Origin of the sequence: Paenibacillus yanchengensis (assembly GCF_042684845.1) — a bacterium.
Classification (GTDB): domain Bacteria; phylum Bacillota; class Bacilli; order Paenibacillales; family Paenibacillaceae; genus Pristimantibacillus; species Pristimantibacillus yanchengensis.
Window position 1 is genome coordinate 48166 of record NZ_JBHUMH010000062.1, and the last position, 17618, is coordinate 65783.

Genomic DNA, 17618 nt, shown 5'->3' on the forward strand with positions numbered 1-17618 from the left:
ATAACCAGTCACGCATAATGAATGATGGATATGGATAATGAACATCGGGTAACGGATAACCAACAGACACACTAACATTAACAACAAAATATTAAGGTAATGGTGGTAGCGACCCTAAAAGTTGGAGTTGGAGTTGGAGTTTGAATTAAAGTTCAAGTTGAAATCCAACTTTTGGAGTGCTTCACCTGAACGCATCTGACCGTTTGTACGTTTTTTCGTATAACCCCTTCACTTTTCACCTCGACACAGAGCCGTTTGTACGTTTTTCCGTATAAAACCTTCGTCACACCCCTCTTCACAGGGTCGTTTGTACGTTTTTTCGTATGAACCCTTCACTTCTCGCCTCGACACAGAGCCGTTTGTACGTTTTTTCATATAAATGTTCTCCTAGTGCGTCATGACAGCTGCACGATTTCATAACTTCACAACTACACAACCCCATTGTTACATAAAACGGCTGTAGATCGAATGTTGAGCAGCAGCAGAAGTCCTTGGAACAAGGATCTACATCTAGTTAAACGAAAACAGACCAGGCGCTACTTGCTCGCCTCGTCTGTTCTTCCACAGTTTTCTCCAACTTACCTATCCTAATAAAACGTCTCTATATTTCAACAGAGTTCTCTTTATATTATTTTTTTTATAACTGCACATTAGTTGTTTTGCAATTTTTTCAAAAACTCTACCGCTAATTTAATATCGGCTTCTGGACTGGTGCCAACTTCACGCTCAATCGTCAAATATCCTTTGTAGCCAATATCATGCAATGCTTGCAAATAAGCTTTCCAGTCGATAGCTCCTTCGCCGAGTGGTACTTCACGGAATGCGTCGCCTGATTCTACCATCTGTGCAATTGCTTCATGATCCATTCCTGCTCCTTGTTCGTAACCAAGGAAGCCATAAACATCACGTGGATCGATTGGCCGAAGTTGAATACCGTCTTTGGCATGAGTATGAACGATATAATCCTTCAGTGTATAAACACCTTGTACTGGATCATCCCCTGTTACCATTACCATATTAGCTGGATCGAAGTTAACAGAAACACCTTTGGAACTTAATGTGTCCAAAAACTGTTTCAGATGAGCAGATTTCTCTGGTCCCGTCTCAATAGCAAAGTACGATCCCATTCCACTAGCAAATGTACTTAGTTCTTCACACGCTGTTTGCATTGCTTCATAAATGGCACTATTCGTATCATCTGGAACAATCCCAATATGTGTCGTTACAATATCCGTGCCTAGTTCTTTCGCTAACTCCATAATACGCTTCGACTCATCGATCTTTTCACGATTCAACGAAACATCTTGAAAGCCATGTCCCCCTAAATCGCCACAAAGAGCAGAAATTTCTAAGCCTAGAGAAGAAATATAATTACGATATTCTTGACGAGCAGCAGGAGATAAAGCAGCTGGCGTAAACTCACCTTTGACAGCATAAATTTGTACACCATCAGCTCCTACTTCTTTTGCCTTTTTTAACCCTTCACGTACTCCGACTTGGAAACTGTCCACGATAACGCCAATGTTATGTTTGAACAAATGAATTCGGCTCCTTTTCGTAAATTTCGTAAAATTAGTAACTACTACATAACAAATCTACAATACAATTATACTACAACCAAACTAGCCTGCTACTATACTATAGCTTAACTAACATGCTACAATACTACAGTTTAACTAGCACGCTACAATACTACAGTTTAACTAGCATGCTACAATACTACAGCTAAACTAATCTGTTACTATACGCTATCCCAAATACGACGTACGTTGGCTAGACCGATTTTAGTTGCTTCACGGCAATTTTCCATTCCTTCGAACTCCAAAGAGAAATAACCGTCATAACCACTTGCTTTGATAATACGTAGCACTTCAATCATATCAATGTCGCCATGCCCTGCGATAGTACCGCGCAGCCAATTACCATTTGCCGTATTAAACCAGCCTGCTCCTGGTATCCGTTGTTTTGGACGATACAAAAAGTCTTTAATATGAACCATCGACGCAATATCGATATTATTTTGAACCGCTGCTGTTGGCAGCTCATCATCACATAAGAAATTTCCAACATCCAACGTCGTTTTAAAGTTATCACGATTAGTAGCCGCTACGAGCGCCTTTACTCGATCACTATGTTGAATAAAAAAGCCATGATTTTCTACACTTGTAGTAATATCATACTGCATCGCATGATCAGCAATTTCTTGGCAAGCTGCCGCTAATTTCGGTAACTGATTCATAAAATTAGTAATCGATAAATCTGGTGAGCTAGCGACATCATGACGCATTCGCTTTACACCAAGCGCTGCTGCTGCATCAACTTCCTGCTTGACTCGCTCAATTTCTGCCCGATAATCGGCATCACTTAAATCAGCAAAGTTAGCTCCAATCGCATAATTAGAAATTTCTAGCCCACTGGCAGCTGCTGCATTTTTAATTGTAGTAATCAATTCTGGTTGCTCAACTAAATTATAACCAATCGGTACAATCTCCACATGGTCGCCGCCCGCTTCTGCAATAAATGCAATAACTTCTTCCAGCGACATCTCTCCACTCTGATATGCTTGATGTAGACTATACGTACTGACACCTAATTTCATAGTCTTACCTCCTCACCTTTTGCAGCAGATTCGTAAACAGCAACTAATATCTTCATTATTTCCACACCATCATTAACCGGGCTGATCGGCTGTTTGTTATTCGTGACACAATCGACAAAATGATTAATTTCGTTTTGGAATGCACTGTCAAAATGGAAGGAAGCATGATCCGTTTGTGGCTCAATATTCATAATCGTATTTTCTTTTTCCGTTACAATCGCCACTTGTGGATCGATCTCAAACCCACCTTTTTCTCCGTACAATCGAATAGCTGACTCATCTTTTTTGGCATGAAGTGTAAAGCTAACATCAACTAACAGCGAAGCCCCATTTTCAAAACGAATCAATGCATTAGCCAAATCTTCTACTGTATTTTTGGAAGCGTCAAAATCCGCTGCTTTATAATACGACAAATTGTTAATATTAGAACGATTACCAAGCTTTTTATACGTGTTAGCACTTACTGATACCGCTTTCGGCTTGCCCATCATATACCAGCACAAGTCAATTGCATGTACCCCGATATCAATTAGCGGACCGCCACCAGAACGTTCAATATCCGAAAACCAACCGCCTGGATTTCCTAAACGACGAAAACTTGTTGCTTTCGCATAATATAGTTCTCCGAATTCTCCTTGATCTACAAGAGAGCGAAGTAATTGAGCATTTGCATCATAACGACGGACAAAGCCAACCTGTAACAGCTTTCCTGTTTCTTGCACTGCTCTTTCTACTTCTAACGCTTCTTCCACTGTACGACATAATGGCTTTTCCACCAATACATGTTTTCCAGCTCGAAGTGCAGCAATACTAATTTCAGCGTGAGAGTTGTTCCACGTACAAATACTTACCGCATCGATCTCTGGATCAGCCAATAATTGTTTGTAATCAGTAAAAACTTGGGACACATTATATTTTTCTGCGACTCGGTTCGCACGTTCTTCATTCAAATCACACACCGCACGAATAGTTACTTGTTCATGATTATGGTAGGAATTCAAATGCATCTCTGAAATCGACCCTACTCCAATTACACCAATCTGTACTTTTTTCACCATTGTCAGCCACCTCAATTAGTTTGCTTTTTATAAAAAAAAGTGCATTACCCTTTATTACGTATTATAATAAAACTAATAAAACATGCCATGAAGCACTGTGCGCTTTATTTGTACTTTTGTGCTATCACTGTTAAGAGGTGAATTCACTTTGCGAAAAATAGAATCGTTACGTGAAACGATGGACATGCCCAACCCTAGTTTTCCAATAAAAGTTCATTTTTGCAACTTTCATAAATACGGAGAAGTATTATTTCCACACCACTGGCACGAACATATTGAAATACTTTATTTTGTTTCTGGCAAAGCTTATATTGAGTGCGGTTCGACCCCGCTAGAAGTGCAAGCTGGCGATGTCGTTGTCATTAATAGTAATGAATTGCACTATGGCATAAACATAACAGACTCGCTTTCCTACTATGCGCTAATTGCTGATCTTTCGTTATTACAAAGCCAATTCGTTGATGCTGCTGAAAGTAAATTCATTACACCGATTTCCCAAAATCGTTTATTGCTGCGCAATCATATTAAAGAGGATCGAAAAGCGCAATTATGTATGATGAACATCGTCGATGAATTGAATGAACAACCATTTGGCTATGAATTAGCGATTAAAGCCGAACTATATCGTTTACTTACTATTTTATTACGAAATCATGTTGCCATTGAATTAAGCCAGTATGAATACGTGCAGCGTATCAAAAATATTGAACGATTCGATCCCGTCTTTCATTACATTGAACAACACTTTGACGAAGAGCTTTCCGTTGACTTTTTGGCAGCGTTAACTGGACTTAGCCGCTTTCATTTTAGCCGATTATTTAAAGAATTATGCGGTCGTACTATTACGGAATATATAACAGCCATTCGACTGGATAAAGCTGATTACTTGCTACGACATAGCAATTATACTATCTCCGATATCGCTACTCGAACCGGATTTAATGATATTTATTATTTTAGCCGCACGTTTAAAAAGCACAAAAAAACAACCCCCTCGGCAGCGAGAGGATTGTAATTGTTGATCGATTGCTATTTATCCGTAAAATGTAATAAGCTCGTCCGTTATCGCGGCTAGATCGCCGTCTACTTTTGTTTGACGTTGCTGCTTATTGGATAGCTCCGCTATCGCATCTGGGAATGTTTGCTTAATGCCACATAGCGATATTGCTTCGTCAAATTTAGCAGGATGTGCTGTCGCCAACGATACAGTAATTTCTGCTTGCCCCGCACATTGTTCAGCAGCAGCAACACCGCAAGCCGAATGAGGATCGAGCAAATAGTTCGTTTCCTCATTATATTTACTAATCGTTTGCAAACAAAGCTCGCCAGCTACTCCATAAGCGCTAAACTCTGCTTGAACGATTGCCAACATCGCCGAATCGATCACTATTTCACCTTTTTCAGCAAACTGTTGCATGAAAGATTTCACTTGTTCTGTATTTTCACCCGTAACGTAATACAAGTATCGTTCAAAGTTGCTCGCTACTTGAATGTCCATCGATGGGCTATATGTCATTTTAAATTGATCTGGCTTATACACACCTTGGTTTATAAAACGCTCCAAAATGTTATTTTCATTCGTAGCTAAAATTAGTTTATGAATCGGTAGCCCCATTCGTTTCGCCAAATAACCAGCAAAAATATCACCGAAATTGCCAGTTGGTACACTAAAATTAATTTTTTTCGTACTGCCTGGCTCGGTAATGCGGAAATAAGCATAAAAATAATAAACCGTCTGCGCCATAATCCGAATGAAGTTAATCGAATTAATAGCCGCTAGCTGATGTTTATTTTTAAAATCAATATCTGAAAACAACTCTTTAATCATCCGCTGACAATCGTCAAAATTACCTTCCACCGACAAGTTCAATACATTATCGTCTAGTACAGTAGTCATTTGCAATTCTTGCACGCGACTTACTTTTCCTTCGGGGTGTAAAATACAAATTTTAATTCCTTCTTTGCCACGCAATCCAGCTATAGCAGAAGCTCCTGTATCCCCAGATGTTGCACCTAGTATGTTAATTTTCTGTCCTGTCTTTGTCGCAACATAACTATATAATTGTCCCATAAATTGCAGCGCCACATCTTTAAATGCAAAAGTAGGACCGTGAAATAACTCCAATAAATACAAGTCATCCTTTAACTGCTGGACAGGTGTTACTTCAGGGGTACGAAATGTAGCATAGCTACTTTCGATCAATTGTTTTAATTCTCCGGATGGAATTTCTCCATCGACATATAGTTCAAAGATCGCTTGGACAAGCTCTGTATATTCTAATGTACGCCACTGCTCCAGTTGTGCAACAGACACTTGCGGTATTTGCTCTGGTATAAGCAATCCACCATCATTGGCTAGCCCCATCATAAACGCATCGATAAAGCCTATGCCAGCAACATTACCTCTTGTACTTGCATATTTCATTTATACTTCCCCCTACTAGTAGTCAACAGCCACATTTCGCTCGATAATCATACTTTATATTATCATTAACGACCATAAAAATCGAGTATTGGCAACACAAAAAAACGCCCGTATGCTATTTTAACATACAGACGCTTTTTCCCTTCATTATAACAAGCACTATATCTATTAAGATACTTGCTCCGAATTCGTTTGTTTATTCGAATTTTTCTTATCTTTATCATTCGATAAAAACCATCCACAAACGGCAATAAGTATAAGTACGATATAGAACGTTGCTTTCCATCCTGTAGATTCTGCAAATTCATGTGGAATAACATTAATTGCTTTGTGCGATAACGTATGGACAGCTAATTTTACTCCAACCCAACCAACGATAACAAATGCAGCAATTTCTAAACCAGGACGGCTCTCTAATAATTTTACAAACAAATTTGCTGCAAAACGCATAATGAGTAAACCTATAAAACCACCTAAAAATATAACGATAAAGTGTCCACCATTCATACCACCAATGTTACCGATTGGCATTTCTGGCAAAGCGACTGCCAAAGCAACTGCTGCGAGTATGGAATCGACTGCGAATGCAATATCGGCAATCTCTACTTTAAGTATAGTCATCCAGAAGCCACTACCCTTTTTATCTGGTTTGGCTGCTCCATCGACAGAATCTTCTTGGTTTTTTACAATTAACTTTCGGACGATATGATTGATGGCCATAAAGAGCAAATATAATGCGCCAATCGCTTGTACTTGCCATACATCGACCAAAAATGAAATGGCGAACAAGGATAGAAGTCGAAATATGAAGGCTCCTCCCAATCCGTAAAACAATGCTTTCTTTCGTTGTTTCTCCGGTAAATGTTTTACCATTATTGCGAGTACAAGTGCATTATCGGCTGCTAGCAATCCTTCAAGTGCAATCAATACAAGTAACACCCATCCATACTCTAACCAAATCCCTAAATCCATGAACATTCCTCCAGTTACATATTATAACATCTACTACATTTTGGTTGATCACACAAAAAAACCTTTGCCTAAATAGGCAAAGGTCTCGCAAACAACGTTGTGCGTTGCCAGTAAAACCGGAGATTTCTCTCGTCATGACGACTTTACTGTGGCAGCTACTCCCCTTTGGAGTGTGATCTATTATTCAACTTTGGCTTACAATTACGTTATACGCAACTAGATGATGAAGGTTTCATCCTGCTACTTACTACTTTATAATAATACTATTACTACGACTAATTAGTCAATCATCATTTCCCAATAAACTATAGTTTAACATTAGCCAATCGGCTTCTCAATAATTGGGCAGTCCATAGTGTAACATCCCATAGATCAGCTACTGGCTGTTGCGTATATGGTAACGTATGCAAATAAGCTGGTGGTCCAAACTCCGGATCAATCGTAATTTCTTGCTCACCTCTTGCATGATGCAATCGATATATTTGTTCCCACCAACTGATATGCGCTTCCAATTCATTCGCATATTCAGGAGCGGCTGGATCTGGTACTTGTGGTCCTTGTGCAAAGCCAACTCTGGTATGTAAATGAATCGTTCTTTCCATCGCCAATTGCAAATATTGTTGTTGATCTTCTAGCAAAGATTCCGATACAACTACCCAGTGACTAAAATCAGCACATAGTTTCAATTCTGGTAACTGTTGTAGCAATTCATATGTTTCTCGAGCAGCGAACGTCGCTCGTCCACGATGTGTCTCATGTGCCACCACTGCACCCAACTCATTTTCAATTTTTAAAGCGTGTTCAAAATATTCGATTTTCTCAGCAAAACTCATCCAATCTTTTCCACTGTGGGCGTTTACTTTTTTAGGAGAAAACGACATTGCCCGCTCCAATTGTTGGCGAAAACTTTCCACGTGACTTCCTGCTATATCATACGTATAAATCATTGGAATATATTCTAACTTATACTGCTCCAACAAATTACGAAATAATGGCGTTTGTTCTACACTTGGCATGGGACCTTCTACCCCTTCATAGCCTCCTGCAGCAATTTTCTCCAGCTGTTCTTCCATACTACCTGTCATGCCCCACGTTGTTTTAAATACTTTTACTTGTAAACTCATTTTATGCTCACTCCCTTTATATATTCCTATTTCCTAAATTTAATACTTAACAAAATAACAACAACTACAGCTTATCTCAATATGTAAGCCATTACAAGGATAACTGTAATTGATGCTACCGATATAAAAAACACCATCTCCCTCTGACAAATACAGATGGAAATGGCATTGTATCAAAACTTGCTTACTCCGTAACAGTCTTTAGCATCGTCGCATCCGTATGGCGAACTAATTGCTTTAATAATTCCTTCGCTTGCGCGTAGTCTTCCGTATGAATAATCGATGCGCCGCTATGGGCATAACGAGCGCATATACCAACGACTGTCGATGGTACACCAATTCCACTCAAATGAACTCTACCTGCATCAGTTCCACCTTTGCCAACATAGTACTGGTATTTAATATGATACGTCTGCGCTATATCTGTAATAAATTCGACTAAACGTCGATCGGTAATCATCGTAGCATCCATTATTCGTAGCAATGTTCCATCACCAAGTCGACCCATCGCCTCTGTATCACCAGCAAAAGATAATTCTGGGCTCGCATCTACTATATAAGCAATATCGGGTTGGATTAATTGAGCTGCTGTTTGCGCTCCACGCAAGCCCACTTCTTCCTGCACACTCGCCCCCGCATACAATTGGTTAGGTAACTGCTCTCCATGCAGTTCTTGTATCAGCTCAATCGCTAATCCTACACCATAACGGTTATCCCAAGCTTTCGCCATGATATGTTTCCCGTCGACAAGTGGAGTGAATGGACTATGAAAAACAGCTTGCTGCCCAGGGACAATCCCTGCATCGACCGCTGCTTGCTTTGTACTTACACCGATATCGATGAACAATTTATCGATTGGTACAGCTCGTTCATTGTCTTGCAAAAAAGCTGGACTCGTCATAATAATGCCATCAAGCTGCTTCGTACTTGTCATAACGCGGACTCTTTGCCCTAACAAAACTTGGGGACGAAAACCACCAAGCGGAACAAACTTTAGCATACCGTATGCCGTAATTGCAGTTACCATAAAACCAACTTCATCCATATGTCCCATTACCATTACTTTGGGCGCACCAGCCGGTCCATGCTTTACACCAAAAATGCTACCTAATCGATCACCGATTATTTCGTCTGCATACGGTGTTAGCTGCTCTCGCATAAATGCTCTCACTTGTTGCTCGTGACCAGGAACGCCTGGCAGTTCTGTCAATGTTTGAAATAGCGCTAATGTTTTTGTATCCAAAAAATCAACCTACCTTCTTATTTCATCTGGAGTATTCCCCTTCCTTTCATTATACATGATCAAAATGCAGCATGACATTCAGCTTGCCAAAACAACTATAACTTCTCAATTTTCCAAATACCTGTCGCGTATTCTTGAATCGTTCGGTCACTAGAAAACTTGCCGGAATGAGCAATGTTCACTAAGCTTTTGGATAGCCATTTATTAGGCTGCTGATATGCTTGATCTACCAGTTGTTGCGTCTCCACGTAGCTGTCAAAATCTTTTAAAACGAAATACGGATCATTCGCAGATAATAGTTGATAATAAATATTTTCAAAATTTTGTTGACCGAACAAACCATCTCTTAACTGATGCAAAATCCGATTAATTCTTTCGTCGTTTTGATAAATTTCATGAGCACTATATCCACCATTTCGATAATAATCGTACACTTCTTCTGCACGAAGTCCGAATATAAAAATATTGGCCGGCTTAACCAGTTGTTCTATTTCTATATTGGCTCCATCCAACGTACCTAGCGTAAGCGCACCGTTCATCATCATTTTCATATTTCCCGTTCCAGATGCCTCTTTACTAGCGGTTGATATTTGTTCACTAACATCTGCTGCCGGAATAATTCTTTCGGCTAAAGTAACGTTATAATTTTCTAAAAAAACAACTTTCAACTTCCCTTTTATATCGGCATCCGCATTCACAACAGCAGCGACAGTATTAATCAGTTTAATAACTTCTTTGGCAAAATAATAACTTGGTGCTGCTTTCGCTGCAAATATAAATGTTCGTGGTGTAATTTCTAATTGACGATTTTCCTTTAACTCATTGTATAAATAAATAACGTGCATGATATTGAGCAATTGCCGTTTATACTCATGCAGCCTTTTAATTTGCACATCAAAAATAGACTGACTATCCACTAAAATGCCAGTAGAATGGTGAATAAAATCAGCTAGTTTTTGTTTGTTATGTTGTTTAATTTCCCCTAGTTTTTCTAATAAAGGCTGATCTTTCGTATAACGAAGTAAATGGGTTAATTCTCTTGGACGTTTGATCCATTGTGTCCCAATCGTATTCGTAATTAATTGCGCTAGACGAGGATTAGCCATCATTAACCAACGGCGATGTGTAATCCCATTCGTTTTGTTGTTAAATCGTTCTGGATATAACGCATAAAAATCTTTCATTTCTTCCGTTTTAATAATTTCGGTATGCAATTTTGCTACGCCATTTACGCTGAAGCTGCCCACCATCGCCAATCGAGCCATATGCACTTGTTCATCAGCAATAATAGCCATAGCTGGAATGCGCTCACGCAGATGCGGGTAATCCTGCCAAATCGTTTGACAAAAGCGTTCATTAATTTCCTCAATAATCATATACAAACGCGGCAAAAGCGACTTTATCTGATTAACATGCCATTTCTCTAACGCTTCGCTCATAATCGTATGGTTCGTGTAGGCGAAAACTTTCGTTGTCATTGCCCAGGCGACGTCCCAGTCTACCCTTTCCTCGTCCAGCAAAATTCTCATTAATTCAGGAATAGCTAAACTAGGATGCGTATCATTAATTTGAATGACTACTTTGTCCGCAAAGTCTACCAACGATTGTTGATTGGTCGCTTTAAAATCTTTAATCATTTGTTTTAGTGTAGCTGTAACCAAAAAATACTGTTGCTTAATCCGTAACATTTTTCCTTGTTCACTCGAATCATCGGGATACAATATACCGGAAATTTGTTCAATCGCATGGTTGTTATCTAGTTGACTGTAGTGTGCATCTCGATCTGGTCTATCCTTCGTACTAATCGGCTCGGCACTCCACAACCGTAACGTATTAACTACTTCATTATGGTATCCTACAATTGGAATATCATAGGGAACTGCTAGTACTTTATCGGTTTGTTCATATATACACGCTAGTGACCCGTCCGCACGCTGTTGCAAATAAGCTTTTCCGCCAAACTCAATTTGGATAGCTTCGTCTGCTCTACGTTTTTCCCATGGATAAGGTTTAATTAACCAATCGTCTGGTAGTTCCACTTGGTAGCCATTAATTAGACGCTGCTCAAATAAGCCATAGCGATAGCGAATACCATACCCGTGCCCCGGATAGTTAAGCGAAGCCAAAGAATCTAAAAAGCAAGCTGCCAGCCGACCCAACCCCCCATTTCCTAAACCAGGATCACGTTCCTGTCGATACACTTCTATCGGATCAAAGCCCAGACTAGTTAGTGCCTCATTGCAAACATCCCACATACCGCTATTTAGTAAATTACTATCTAACAATCTTCCGATTAAAAATTCCATGGACAAGTAATACACTTGTTTAGGATTTTTCTCTCGATAGTGGTTGTTCGTCTTACTCCAATTTACTTCAATCGTTTGGTTCACAATCGTACTTACTACATCAAATACTTCTTGTATGGATGCACTTTCTACCGATTTGTTATACGTACGTTCCATTGTACTTCTAATCGCTGGAATAAGCTCCTCCACTGTCCATTTCGTCAACGTTAGTCACTCCTTTTTAGTATGCAATGCTTCACCAAACGATAAGTACAGCTTTGCGTATTCATCCGCCGACTCCTTCCAACTAAATGTACTTTGCTGAATGTTTTCCATTAGAATAGACCATTGGTCGGTATCGTAATAAGTATGAAGTGCGTATTTTAGTGTATGTAACAAATCATGCGCGTTATAGTTCGTAAAACTAAATCCATTACCGAGACCTGTATGTTCGTTAAAAGGCGTAACCGTATCTTTTAATCCACCCGTTTCTCTAACGATAGGTGCAGACTTATATTGCAAAGCAATCAATTGTGCCAACCCACATGGCTCAAACAAAGACGGCATTACAAAGAAGTCGCTTGCTGCATATACTTGTCTAGCTAGCCCTTCATCGAAGCCAATAAAAACCGCCAGCTTTTCTTTGTTGCGCTCCGCCGCTTGCCCAAAAAACTGTTCAAACTGCGCATCACCACTGCCTAACACGACAAACTGAACGTCTTCTTGCAAAAACTCATCCAAAATTTCCTTTACCAAATAAAGTCCTTTTTGTTCTACCAAACGAGAAACAATCGCGTATAGTGGCTTCTCCCTATTGACCGGCAAACCAAGCTTTCGTTGCAACGCCAGTTTGTTTTGCTGTTTTGCTGTTCCCGCTGCTTCGTAGGGTGCTATAAGATGCTGATCCGTCTCGGGATTATATTCATCGATATCGATCCCATTAATAATGCCGACCACATCACTTTGTCGTTCCGCCAATAACGAATACAACCCTTCTCCATAATAAGGAGTCATAATCTCAGCCGCATAAGTTGGGCTTACCGTTGTTATTTTGTCCGCATGAAAGAGACCGCTTTTCATACAATTAAGCAGCCCATTCCACTCCAAACCACCCATATGCTCGGGGGCAAGATTAAATAGATCATCATAAGCGTCTTTCGGTATAATTCCTTGATACTTAATATTATGAATAGTAAATACCGTCTTCATAGAAGATTGCGGGCTACTAATTTTGGCAAAAGCTAACGCTAATCCAGCTTGCCAATCATGAGCATGGAGTATATCGGCCTGAAAAGCTAGTTGTGGTAGTAGTTGACTCACTGCTTGACAGAAAAAAATGTATCGCTCACCATCATCATAGTAACCATAGATGTCCTGGCGAGCGAAATAATAATCGTTGCCAACAAAATAGTAATGTATCCCTTTATAACAGAACTGATATAATTTCGCTTCCTGCTTTCGCCAACCAATCGATACATCAATAGATGTGACGTATTCCAGTTGTTCCTCCCAATTCGCAATAATAGTTTGATGAAGTGGGAGAATGACCCGCACATCCGTTTCGGTGTAGTGCTGTAATGCTTGTGGTAAAGAACCGATCACATCGGCGAGACCACCTGTTTTGACGAAGGGCGTACACTCCGATGCTACAAATAACACCTTTTTTTTCATCACTATCGTAGCTCCTTATACTATTTTTCGCTTGGCTATAATATAGGGCTGTTCTTTCGCACCTATTAATACTTGATCCATAGAAATCGTAACATCTTTATCCATAATGACATTTTCTAAATAAGCACCAGGAGCAATCGTACAGTGCTGCATAATGATGCAATTTTTCACAAACGCTCCTTTACCTACATGCACATTGCGGAACAACACGCTATTTTCCACAGTCCCTTCCATTACGCCCCCTGTAGCAATTAAAGAATTCGACACTTCTGCTGTTTTCGTATATTTTGTAGCCGTTTGATTGCCAATCTTCGTTAAAATACGTTGCCCATCTGGAAATAGCTGCTGATAGTTAGTTGACTCTAGCAACGCCATATTTTGCCGATAGTAGCTATCGATAGAATTAACAATGCCACTATACCCGTCATATTCATAAGCATTAATGTGTAGCCGATCTAAATTAGCTTTAATCCCATCCAAAAAAAAGTGACTTTTATAATTAGCAATGCATTCATCTACTAACTCTAGTAACAATGATTTACGCATCACATAGATACCAGAAAACACGCGCGGTTGTTTATGATCGTTCGTTAATGAATGGACAACTCCATTCTCATCAGTGCCCACCTTAATACAAATATCATGCTCTGGCAGCAGCGGATCATATGTCGTCGTTAATAACGTAACGTCTGCCCCACTAGAAAGATGGTGTTCAAACAAAGAATCATACGTTGTATTACAAATAAACTGACTACCACTAATTAATACGTAATTTGATTTTCCTCGTGTAAAATAATCTCTATTATTATGAAAATGACTCAAGTCACCTTTCGATATATCCGTAGGATCGTGCCAATCTGGTGGTAAAATAAACAAACCGCCATGCCGTTTGTCCAGATCCCAATCTGCTCCTGAGCCAAGATGATCCATTAACGAGCGATACTTACTACGAGTAAAGATCGCAATTTCATTCATATTCGACTTCGTCATATTAGATAGTGCAAAGTCGATGAGACGATACCGTCCTGCGAACGGAACTGCTGCCCCACAGCGAAAATATGTTAATTCATTTAAGAAATCATGCTCATGTTCCAAATTGATTAACCCCATCATCGTTTCCAACACTATCCCACCTTATCTTCGTTTTCGATAATTTGCTGTAAATACTCATTCGATACAACTATCGGCTCCTCGCCTGGACGAGCGACAATCGTTGTGTAATCAGGGATTTTTACATTTTCTTGCACAATCACTCGCTCCAGCACTACGTTACGACCGACATGTACGCCAGGTAACAAGATCGATTGTTGCATGACAGAGCCTATATCTACGTGGACATTTTCAAACAAAACAGACTGTTTTACTTGACCGTCAATGATGCAGCCATTATTGATTAGCGAATGCGCGACTTTAGCAGTGGAAGATATTAACTGTGGTGCAAAATTAGAATCGTGAGAATAAGTGCGCCAATCTTTGTTATTAAATAGTAGTGATAGATCTTCTTCTAACAAATCCATATGAGCTTCCCAATAACTTTGAATCGTACCGACATCTTTCCAGTATCCGGCAAATTCATAAGCATACAAATGACGATTATCCGCAAGCATGGCAGGAATAATATCATGCCCGAAGTCGTGATGAGATGTCGACGATAAGGCATCTTGCTGCAAATAACTTTTTAATAGTTTCCAATTAAATATATAAATACCCATCGATGCTAGATTGCTACTAGCATTGGTAGGTTTTTCTTCAAAATCATAAATACGCAATCGCTCTGTCGTATTCAGTATGCCGAAACGCGACGTATCCTGCCATGGCACTTCCAGTACAGAGATTGTTACATCTGCCTTTTTTTCCTTATGGTACCGAAGGAGTTTGTTGTAATCCATATGATAAATGTGGTCCCCCGATAAAATAAGAACATATTCCGGATCATATCGATCAATAAAATGAATATTTGTCGTAATAGCATCTGCTGTGCCCGAATACCAATTTCCGCCATTATTTTCGGTAAACGGTGATAATATCGTTAAACCATCCTCATGTCTATCCAAATCCCACGGTTTACCAACACCGATATGTTTGTGCAGCTCTAGTGGCGCATATTGCGTCAACACACCAACTGTATGCATGTGAGAGTTCAAACAATTACTTAAAGTAAAATCAATAATTCGATAGCGAGAACCGAACGGAACTGCTGGTTTAGCAACATTTTTCGTTAATGCTCCTAAGCGCTTCCCAACACCACCTGCCAAAATCATCGTTACACACTCTTTTTTCATTAATACTCCTCCTCAAGAACATATTTCGTTGTACGGTACATCTACTAATTGCCAAATAGAAATGGCTAATGGTGGAATTTTCAATGTTACATGCTGTGATTGACCATGCCACTCTTCCGGAACACTAAACAGGAGGGAAGTATTTCGCTGATCCGATCCGCCATATAAAGCAAGATCCGAGTTAAATATTTCCTGGTAACTACCTGGAATTGGTACGCCTACTTTAAAATCGTAGTAAACTTGGGGTGTGAAATTGCACAGGATCAATACTTGCTTGGCAAGCTCGTTACCTTTTCTTATAAAAATTAAAACGCCTTGCTCGTTATTATCGGCATCGATAAATTGTAAGCCGTCCGGCTGATGATCTAGCTCAAACAAAGCCGACTGCGACCGATAAAAGAAGTTTAAATCTTTCACATAATGAAACAGTGCATGATGTAACGGGTACTCTAACAAATGCCAATCCAACTGATATTGATCCCGCCATTCGATATACTGACCAAATTCTCCGCCCATAAATAACAGCTTTTTACCTGGATGAACCATCATAAAGCCATACAATAATCTTAAATTAGCAAATTGCTGCCACTGATCACCAGGCATTTTGTTTAGCAATGATTTTTTTCCATGAACTACTTCATCATGTGAAAGAGGTAGTAAGAAGTTTTCGTTATAGGTGTACATAAAGGAAAAAGTAAGCAAATGATGATGCCACTTGCGATAGACAGGATCGTATGCCATGTAAGTAAGAATATCGTTCATCCAGCCCATATCCCATTTATAATTAAAGCCAAGTCCCCCAGTATAAGTAGGTTTGCTAACTCCTACAAAATCCGAGCTATCTTCCGCCATCATGAGTGCACTAGGATAATAGCGAAATACAACTTCATTTAACTTTCTAATAAAAGCTAGCGCTTCTAAATTTTCAGCTGTTCCCCAACTATTTTTCAGCTGTTCTTCTTCATCCCCTCTATCAAAATTAAGCGATGTCATACTAGCTACCGCATCTACCCGCAATCCGTCAATGTGAAACTCTTTTAGCCAATAAAGTGCGTTCGAAATAAGAAAGCTTTGTACTTCTGGTCGGCCAAAATCAAACGTTAACGTTCCCCAAGACCGCTTATCTGCTTTAAGGGGATCACTATATTCATATAGCGGACTGCCGTCAAATAGACGTAAACCGTGATCATCTCTGCAAAAATGACCTGGAACCCAGTCCAATATAACGCCAAGATGATGTTGATGACATTGATCAACAAAGTACTTAAAATCATCAGGCGAACCATAACGACTCGTCGGTGCATAATAGCCCGTTATTTGGTATCCCCACGACATATCTAGTGGATGCTCCGCTATCGGTAGTAACTCGATGTGGGTATAACCTAACTTTATAACGTAAGGAACAATTAGCCCTGCCAATTCTCGGTAACTATAAAAACTACCGTCTGCTTTCTGTTGCCAAGAACCAAGATGCAATTCATAAATAGTAATCGGTCGTTTGTGCGACTCATATTTTTTCTTTTTCTTTTCCCACTTTTGATCTTTCCACATATACTTCTTAGGAGACGGTGTTAAAGAGGCTGTGAGTGGTCTAAGCTCTGCGGCAAATGCATAAGGATCTGCCTTCAAAAAGGGGTGACCTTCTGTTGGTGTAATCCGATATTTGTAAGCTTGTTGAGAAGCAATAGTGGTAAAAAAAGCCCCCCATAATCCCGCTTCGGTTAATCGTTCAAGTGAATAGCCAGCTCCCGTCCAATCGTTAAAGTCTCCAGCGACTTCCACCGCTACTGCATGGGGAGCCCAAACGACAAAGCGGAGTCCTGTTTGACCAGCTACCTCACTTCTATGACAACCAAGAAATGTATAACTGTAATAGTGCGTCCCTTGATGGAATAAATAAGCGTCTGTATCTACGATTTGTTGCAACATAGTAACTCCTTTCGAATACGGTAAGTAGCA

13 protein-coding genes are annotated in these 17618 nt (G+C 39.8%); 1 reads left to right on the forward strand and 12 read right to left on the reverse strand.

From position 1 onward, the window contains the following. Positions 1 to 650: 650 nt before the first annotated feature. From ACFSTH_RS18585 to ACFSTH_RS18595, 3 genes are all read right to left on the reverse strand, one after another. Entirely contained in the window at positions 651 to 1538 is an 888-nt protein-coding gene (locus ACFSTH_RS18585; protein ID WP_377773060.1) for a sugar phosphate isomerase/epimerase family protein, read from the reverse strand. A gap of 203 nt (positions 1539 to 1741) precedes the next feature. Beyond that, on the reverse strand, positions 1742 to 2599 hold the full coding sequence (locus ACFSTH_RS18590; RefSeq protein ID WP_377773058.1) for a sugar phosphate isomerase/epimerase family protein: 858 nt from the start codon (positions 2597 to 2599) through the stop codon (positions 1742 to 1744). After that, positions 2596 to 3657 (reverse strand): Gfo/Idh/MocA family protein, encoded by a 1062-nt coding sequence (locus tag ACFSTH_RS18595; RefSeq protein ID WP_377773056.1) that lies wholly within the window; start codon positions 3655 to 3657, stop codon positions 2596 to 2598. The genes ACFSTH_RS18590 and ACFSTH_RS18595 overlap by 4 nt, the downstream gene beginning before the upstream one ends. Before the next feature lie 148 nt (positions 3658 to 3805). Between ACFSTH_RS18595 and ACFSTH_RS18600 the strand changes: the two genes are divergently transcribed. Next, a complete protein-coding gene (locus ACFSTH_RS18600; protein ID WP_377773054.1) occupies positions 3806 to 4672 on the forward strand; it encodes a helix-turn-helix domain-containing protein in 867 nt (288 codons plus the stop codon). Positions 4673 to 4690: 18 nt separating this feature from the next. Here ACFSTH_RS18600 and thrC read toward each other — a convergent pair whose 3' ends face one another. The 9 genes from thrC to glgB all read right to left on the reverse strand — a co-directional run bounded on the left by thrC (position 4691) and on the right by glgB (position 17588). Further along, the gene (thrC, locus tag ACFSTH_RS18605) at positions 4691 to 6082 is read right to left on the reverse strand and encodes a threonine synthase (RefSeq protein ID WP_377773052.1); all 1392 of its coding nucleotides are present in this window, start codon (positions 6080 to 6082) and stop codon (positions 4691 to 4693) included. Positions 6083 to 6250: 168 nt separating this feature from the next. Continuing rightward, complete coding sequence (locus ACFSTH_RS18610; protein WP_377773050.1) at positions 6251 to 7054, reverse strand: TerC family protein; 804 nt, start codon at positions 7052 to 7054, stop codon at positions 6251 to 6253. A 305-nt stretch (positions 7055 to 7359) separates the two neighbouring features. Then, positions 7360 to 8178 (reverse strand): sugar phosphate isomerase/epimerase family protein, encoded by an 819-nt coding sequence (locus tag ACFSTH_RS18615; protein WP_377773048.1) that lies wholly within the window; start codon positions 8176 to 8178, stop codon positions 7360 to 7362. Between the two features lie 184 nt (positions 8179 to 8362). Next, positions 8363 to 9421 (reverse strand): M42 family metallopeptidase, encoded by a 1059-nt coding sequence (locus ACFSTH_RS18620; RefSeq protein WP_377773046.1) that lies wholly within the window; start codon positions 9419 to 9421, stop codon positions 8363 to 8365. Between the two features lie 95 nt (positions 9422 to 9516). Then, the gene (locus ACFSTH_RS18625; RefSeq protein ID WP_377773044.1) at positions 9517 to 11931 is read right to left on the reverse strand and encodes a glycogen/starch/alpha-glucan phosphorylase; all 2415 of its coding nucleotides are present in this window, start codon (positions 11929 to 11931) and stop codon (positions 9517 to 9519) included. Positions 11932 to 11937: 6 nt separating this feature from the next. Next, a complete protein-coding gene (locus ACFSTH_RS18630) occupies positions 11938 to 13377 on the reverse strand; it encodes a glycogen synthase (protein WP_377773146.1) in 1440 nt (479 codons plus the stop codon). A gap of 15 nt (positions 13378 to 13392) precedes the next feature. Then, positions 13393 to 14490: a glucose-1-phosphate adenylyltransferase subunit GlgD gene (gene glgD, locus ACFSTH_RS18635; RefSeq protein WP_377773144.1), complete on the reverse strand. Its 1098-nt coding sequence runs from the start codon at positions 14488 to 14490 to the stop codon at positions 13393 to 13395. A gap of 11 nt (positions 14491 to 14501) precedes the next feature. Next, positions 14502 to 15659 carry a glucose-1-phosphate adenylyltransferase gene (locus ACFSTH_RS18640; protein ID WP_377773042.1) on the reverse strand — a complete coding sequence of 386 codons (1158 nt, stop codon included), beginning with the start codon at positions 15657 to 15659 and terminating at the stop codon, positions 14502 to 14504. A gap of 12 nt (positions 15660 to 15671) precedes the next feature. Further along, positions 15672 to 17588, reverse strand: coding sequence for a 1,4-alpha-glucan branching protein GlgB (gene glgB, locus ACFSTH_RS18645; protein WP_377773040.1), 1917 nt, complete (start codon positions 17586 to 17588; stop codon positions 15672 to 15674). Positions 17589 to 17618: the final 30 nt, after the last annotated feature.

Bases quoted from the DNA above. Each gene is read 5' to 3' on its own strand.
- ACFSTH_RS18590 (WP_377773058.1), bottom strand. From the start codon at position 2,599: ATGAAATTAGGTGTCAGTACGTATAGTCTACATCAAGCATATCAGAGT.
- ACFSTH_RS18595 (WP_377773056.1), bottom strand. From the start codon at position 3,657: ATGGTGAAAAAAGTACAGATTGGTGTAATTGGAGTAGGGTCGATTTCA.
- thrC (WP_377773052.1), bottom strand. From the start codon at position 6,082: ATGAAATATGCAAGTACAAGAGGTAATGTTGCTGGCATAGGCTTTATC.
- ACFSTH_RS18610 (WP_377773050.1), bottom strand. From the start codon at position 7,054: ATGGATTTAGGGATTTGGTTAGAGTATGGATGGGTGTTACTTGTATTG.
- ACFSTH_RS18615 (WP_377773048.1), bottom strand. From the start codon at position 8,178: ATGAGTTTACAAGTAAAAGTATTTAAAACAACGTGGGGCATGACAGGT.
- ACFSTH_RS18630 (WP_377773146.1), bottom strand. From the start codon at position 13,377: ATGAAAAAAAAGGTGTTATTTGTAGCATCGGAGTGTACGCCCTTCGTC.
- glgD (WP_377773144.1), bottom strand. From the start codon at position 14,490: ATGATGGGGTTAATCAATTTGGAACATGAGCATGATTTCTTAAATGAA.
- ACFSTH_RS18640 (WP_377773042.1), bottom strand. From the start codon at position 15,659: ATGAAAAAAGAGTGTGTAACGATGATTTTGGCAGGTGGTGTTGGGAAG.
- glgB (WP_377773040.1), bottom strand. From the start codon at position 17,588: ATGTTGCAACAAATCGTAGATACAGACGCTTATTTATTCCATCAAGGG.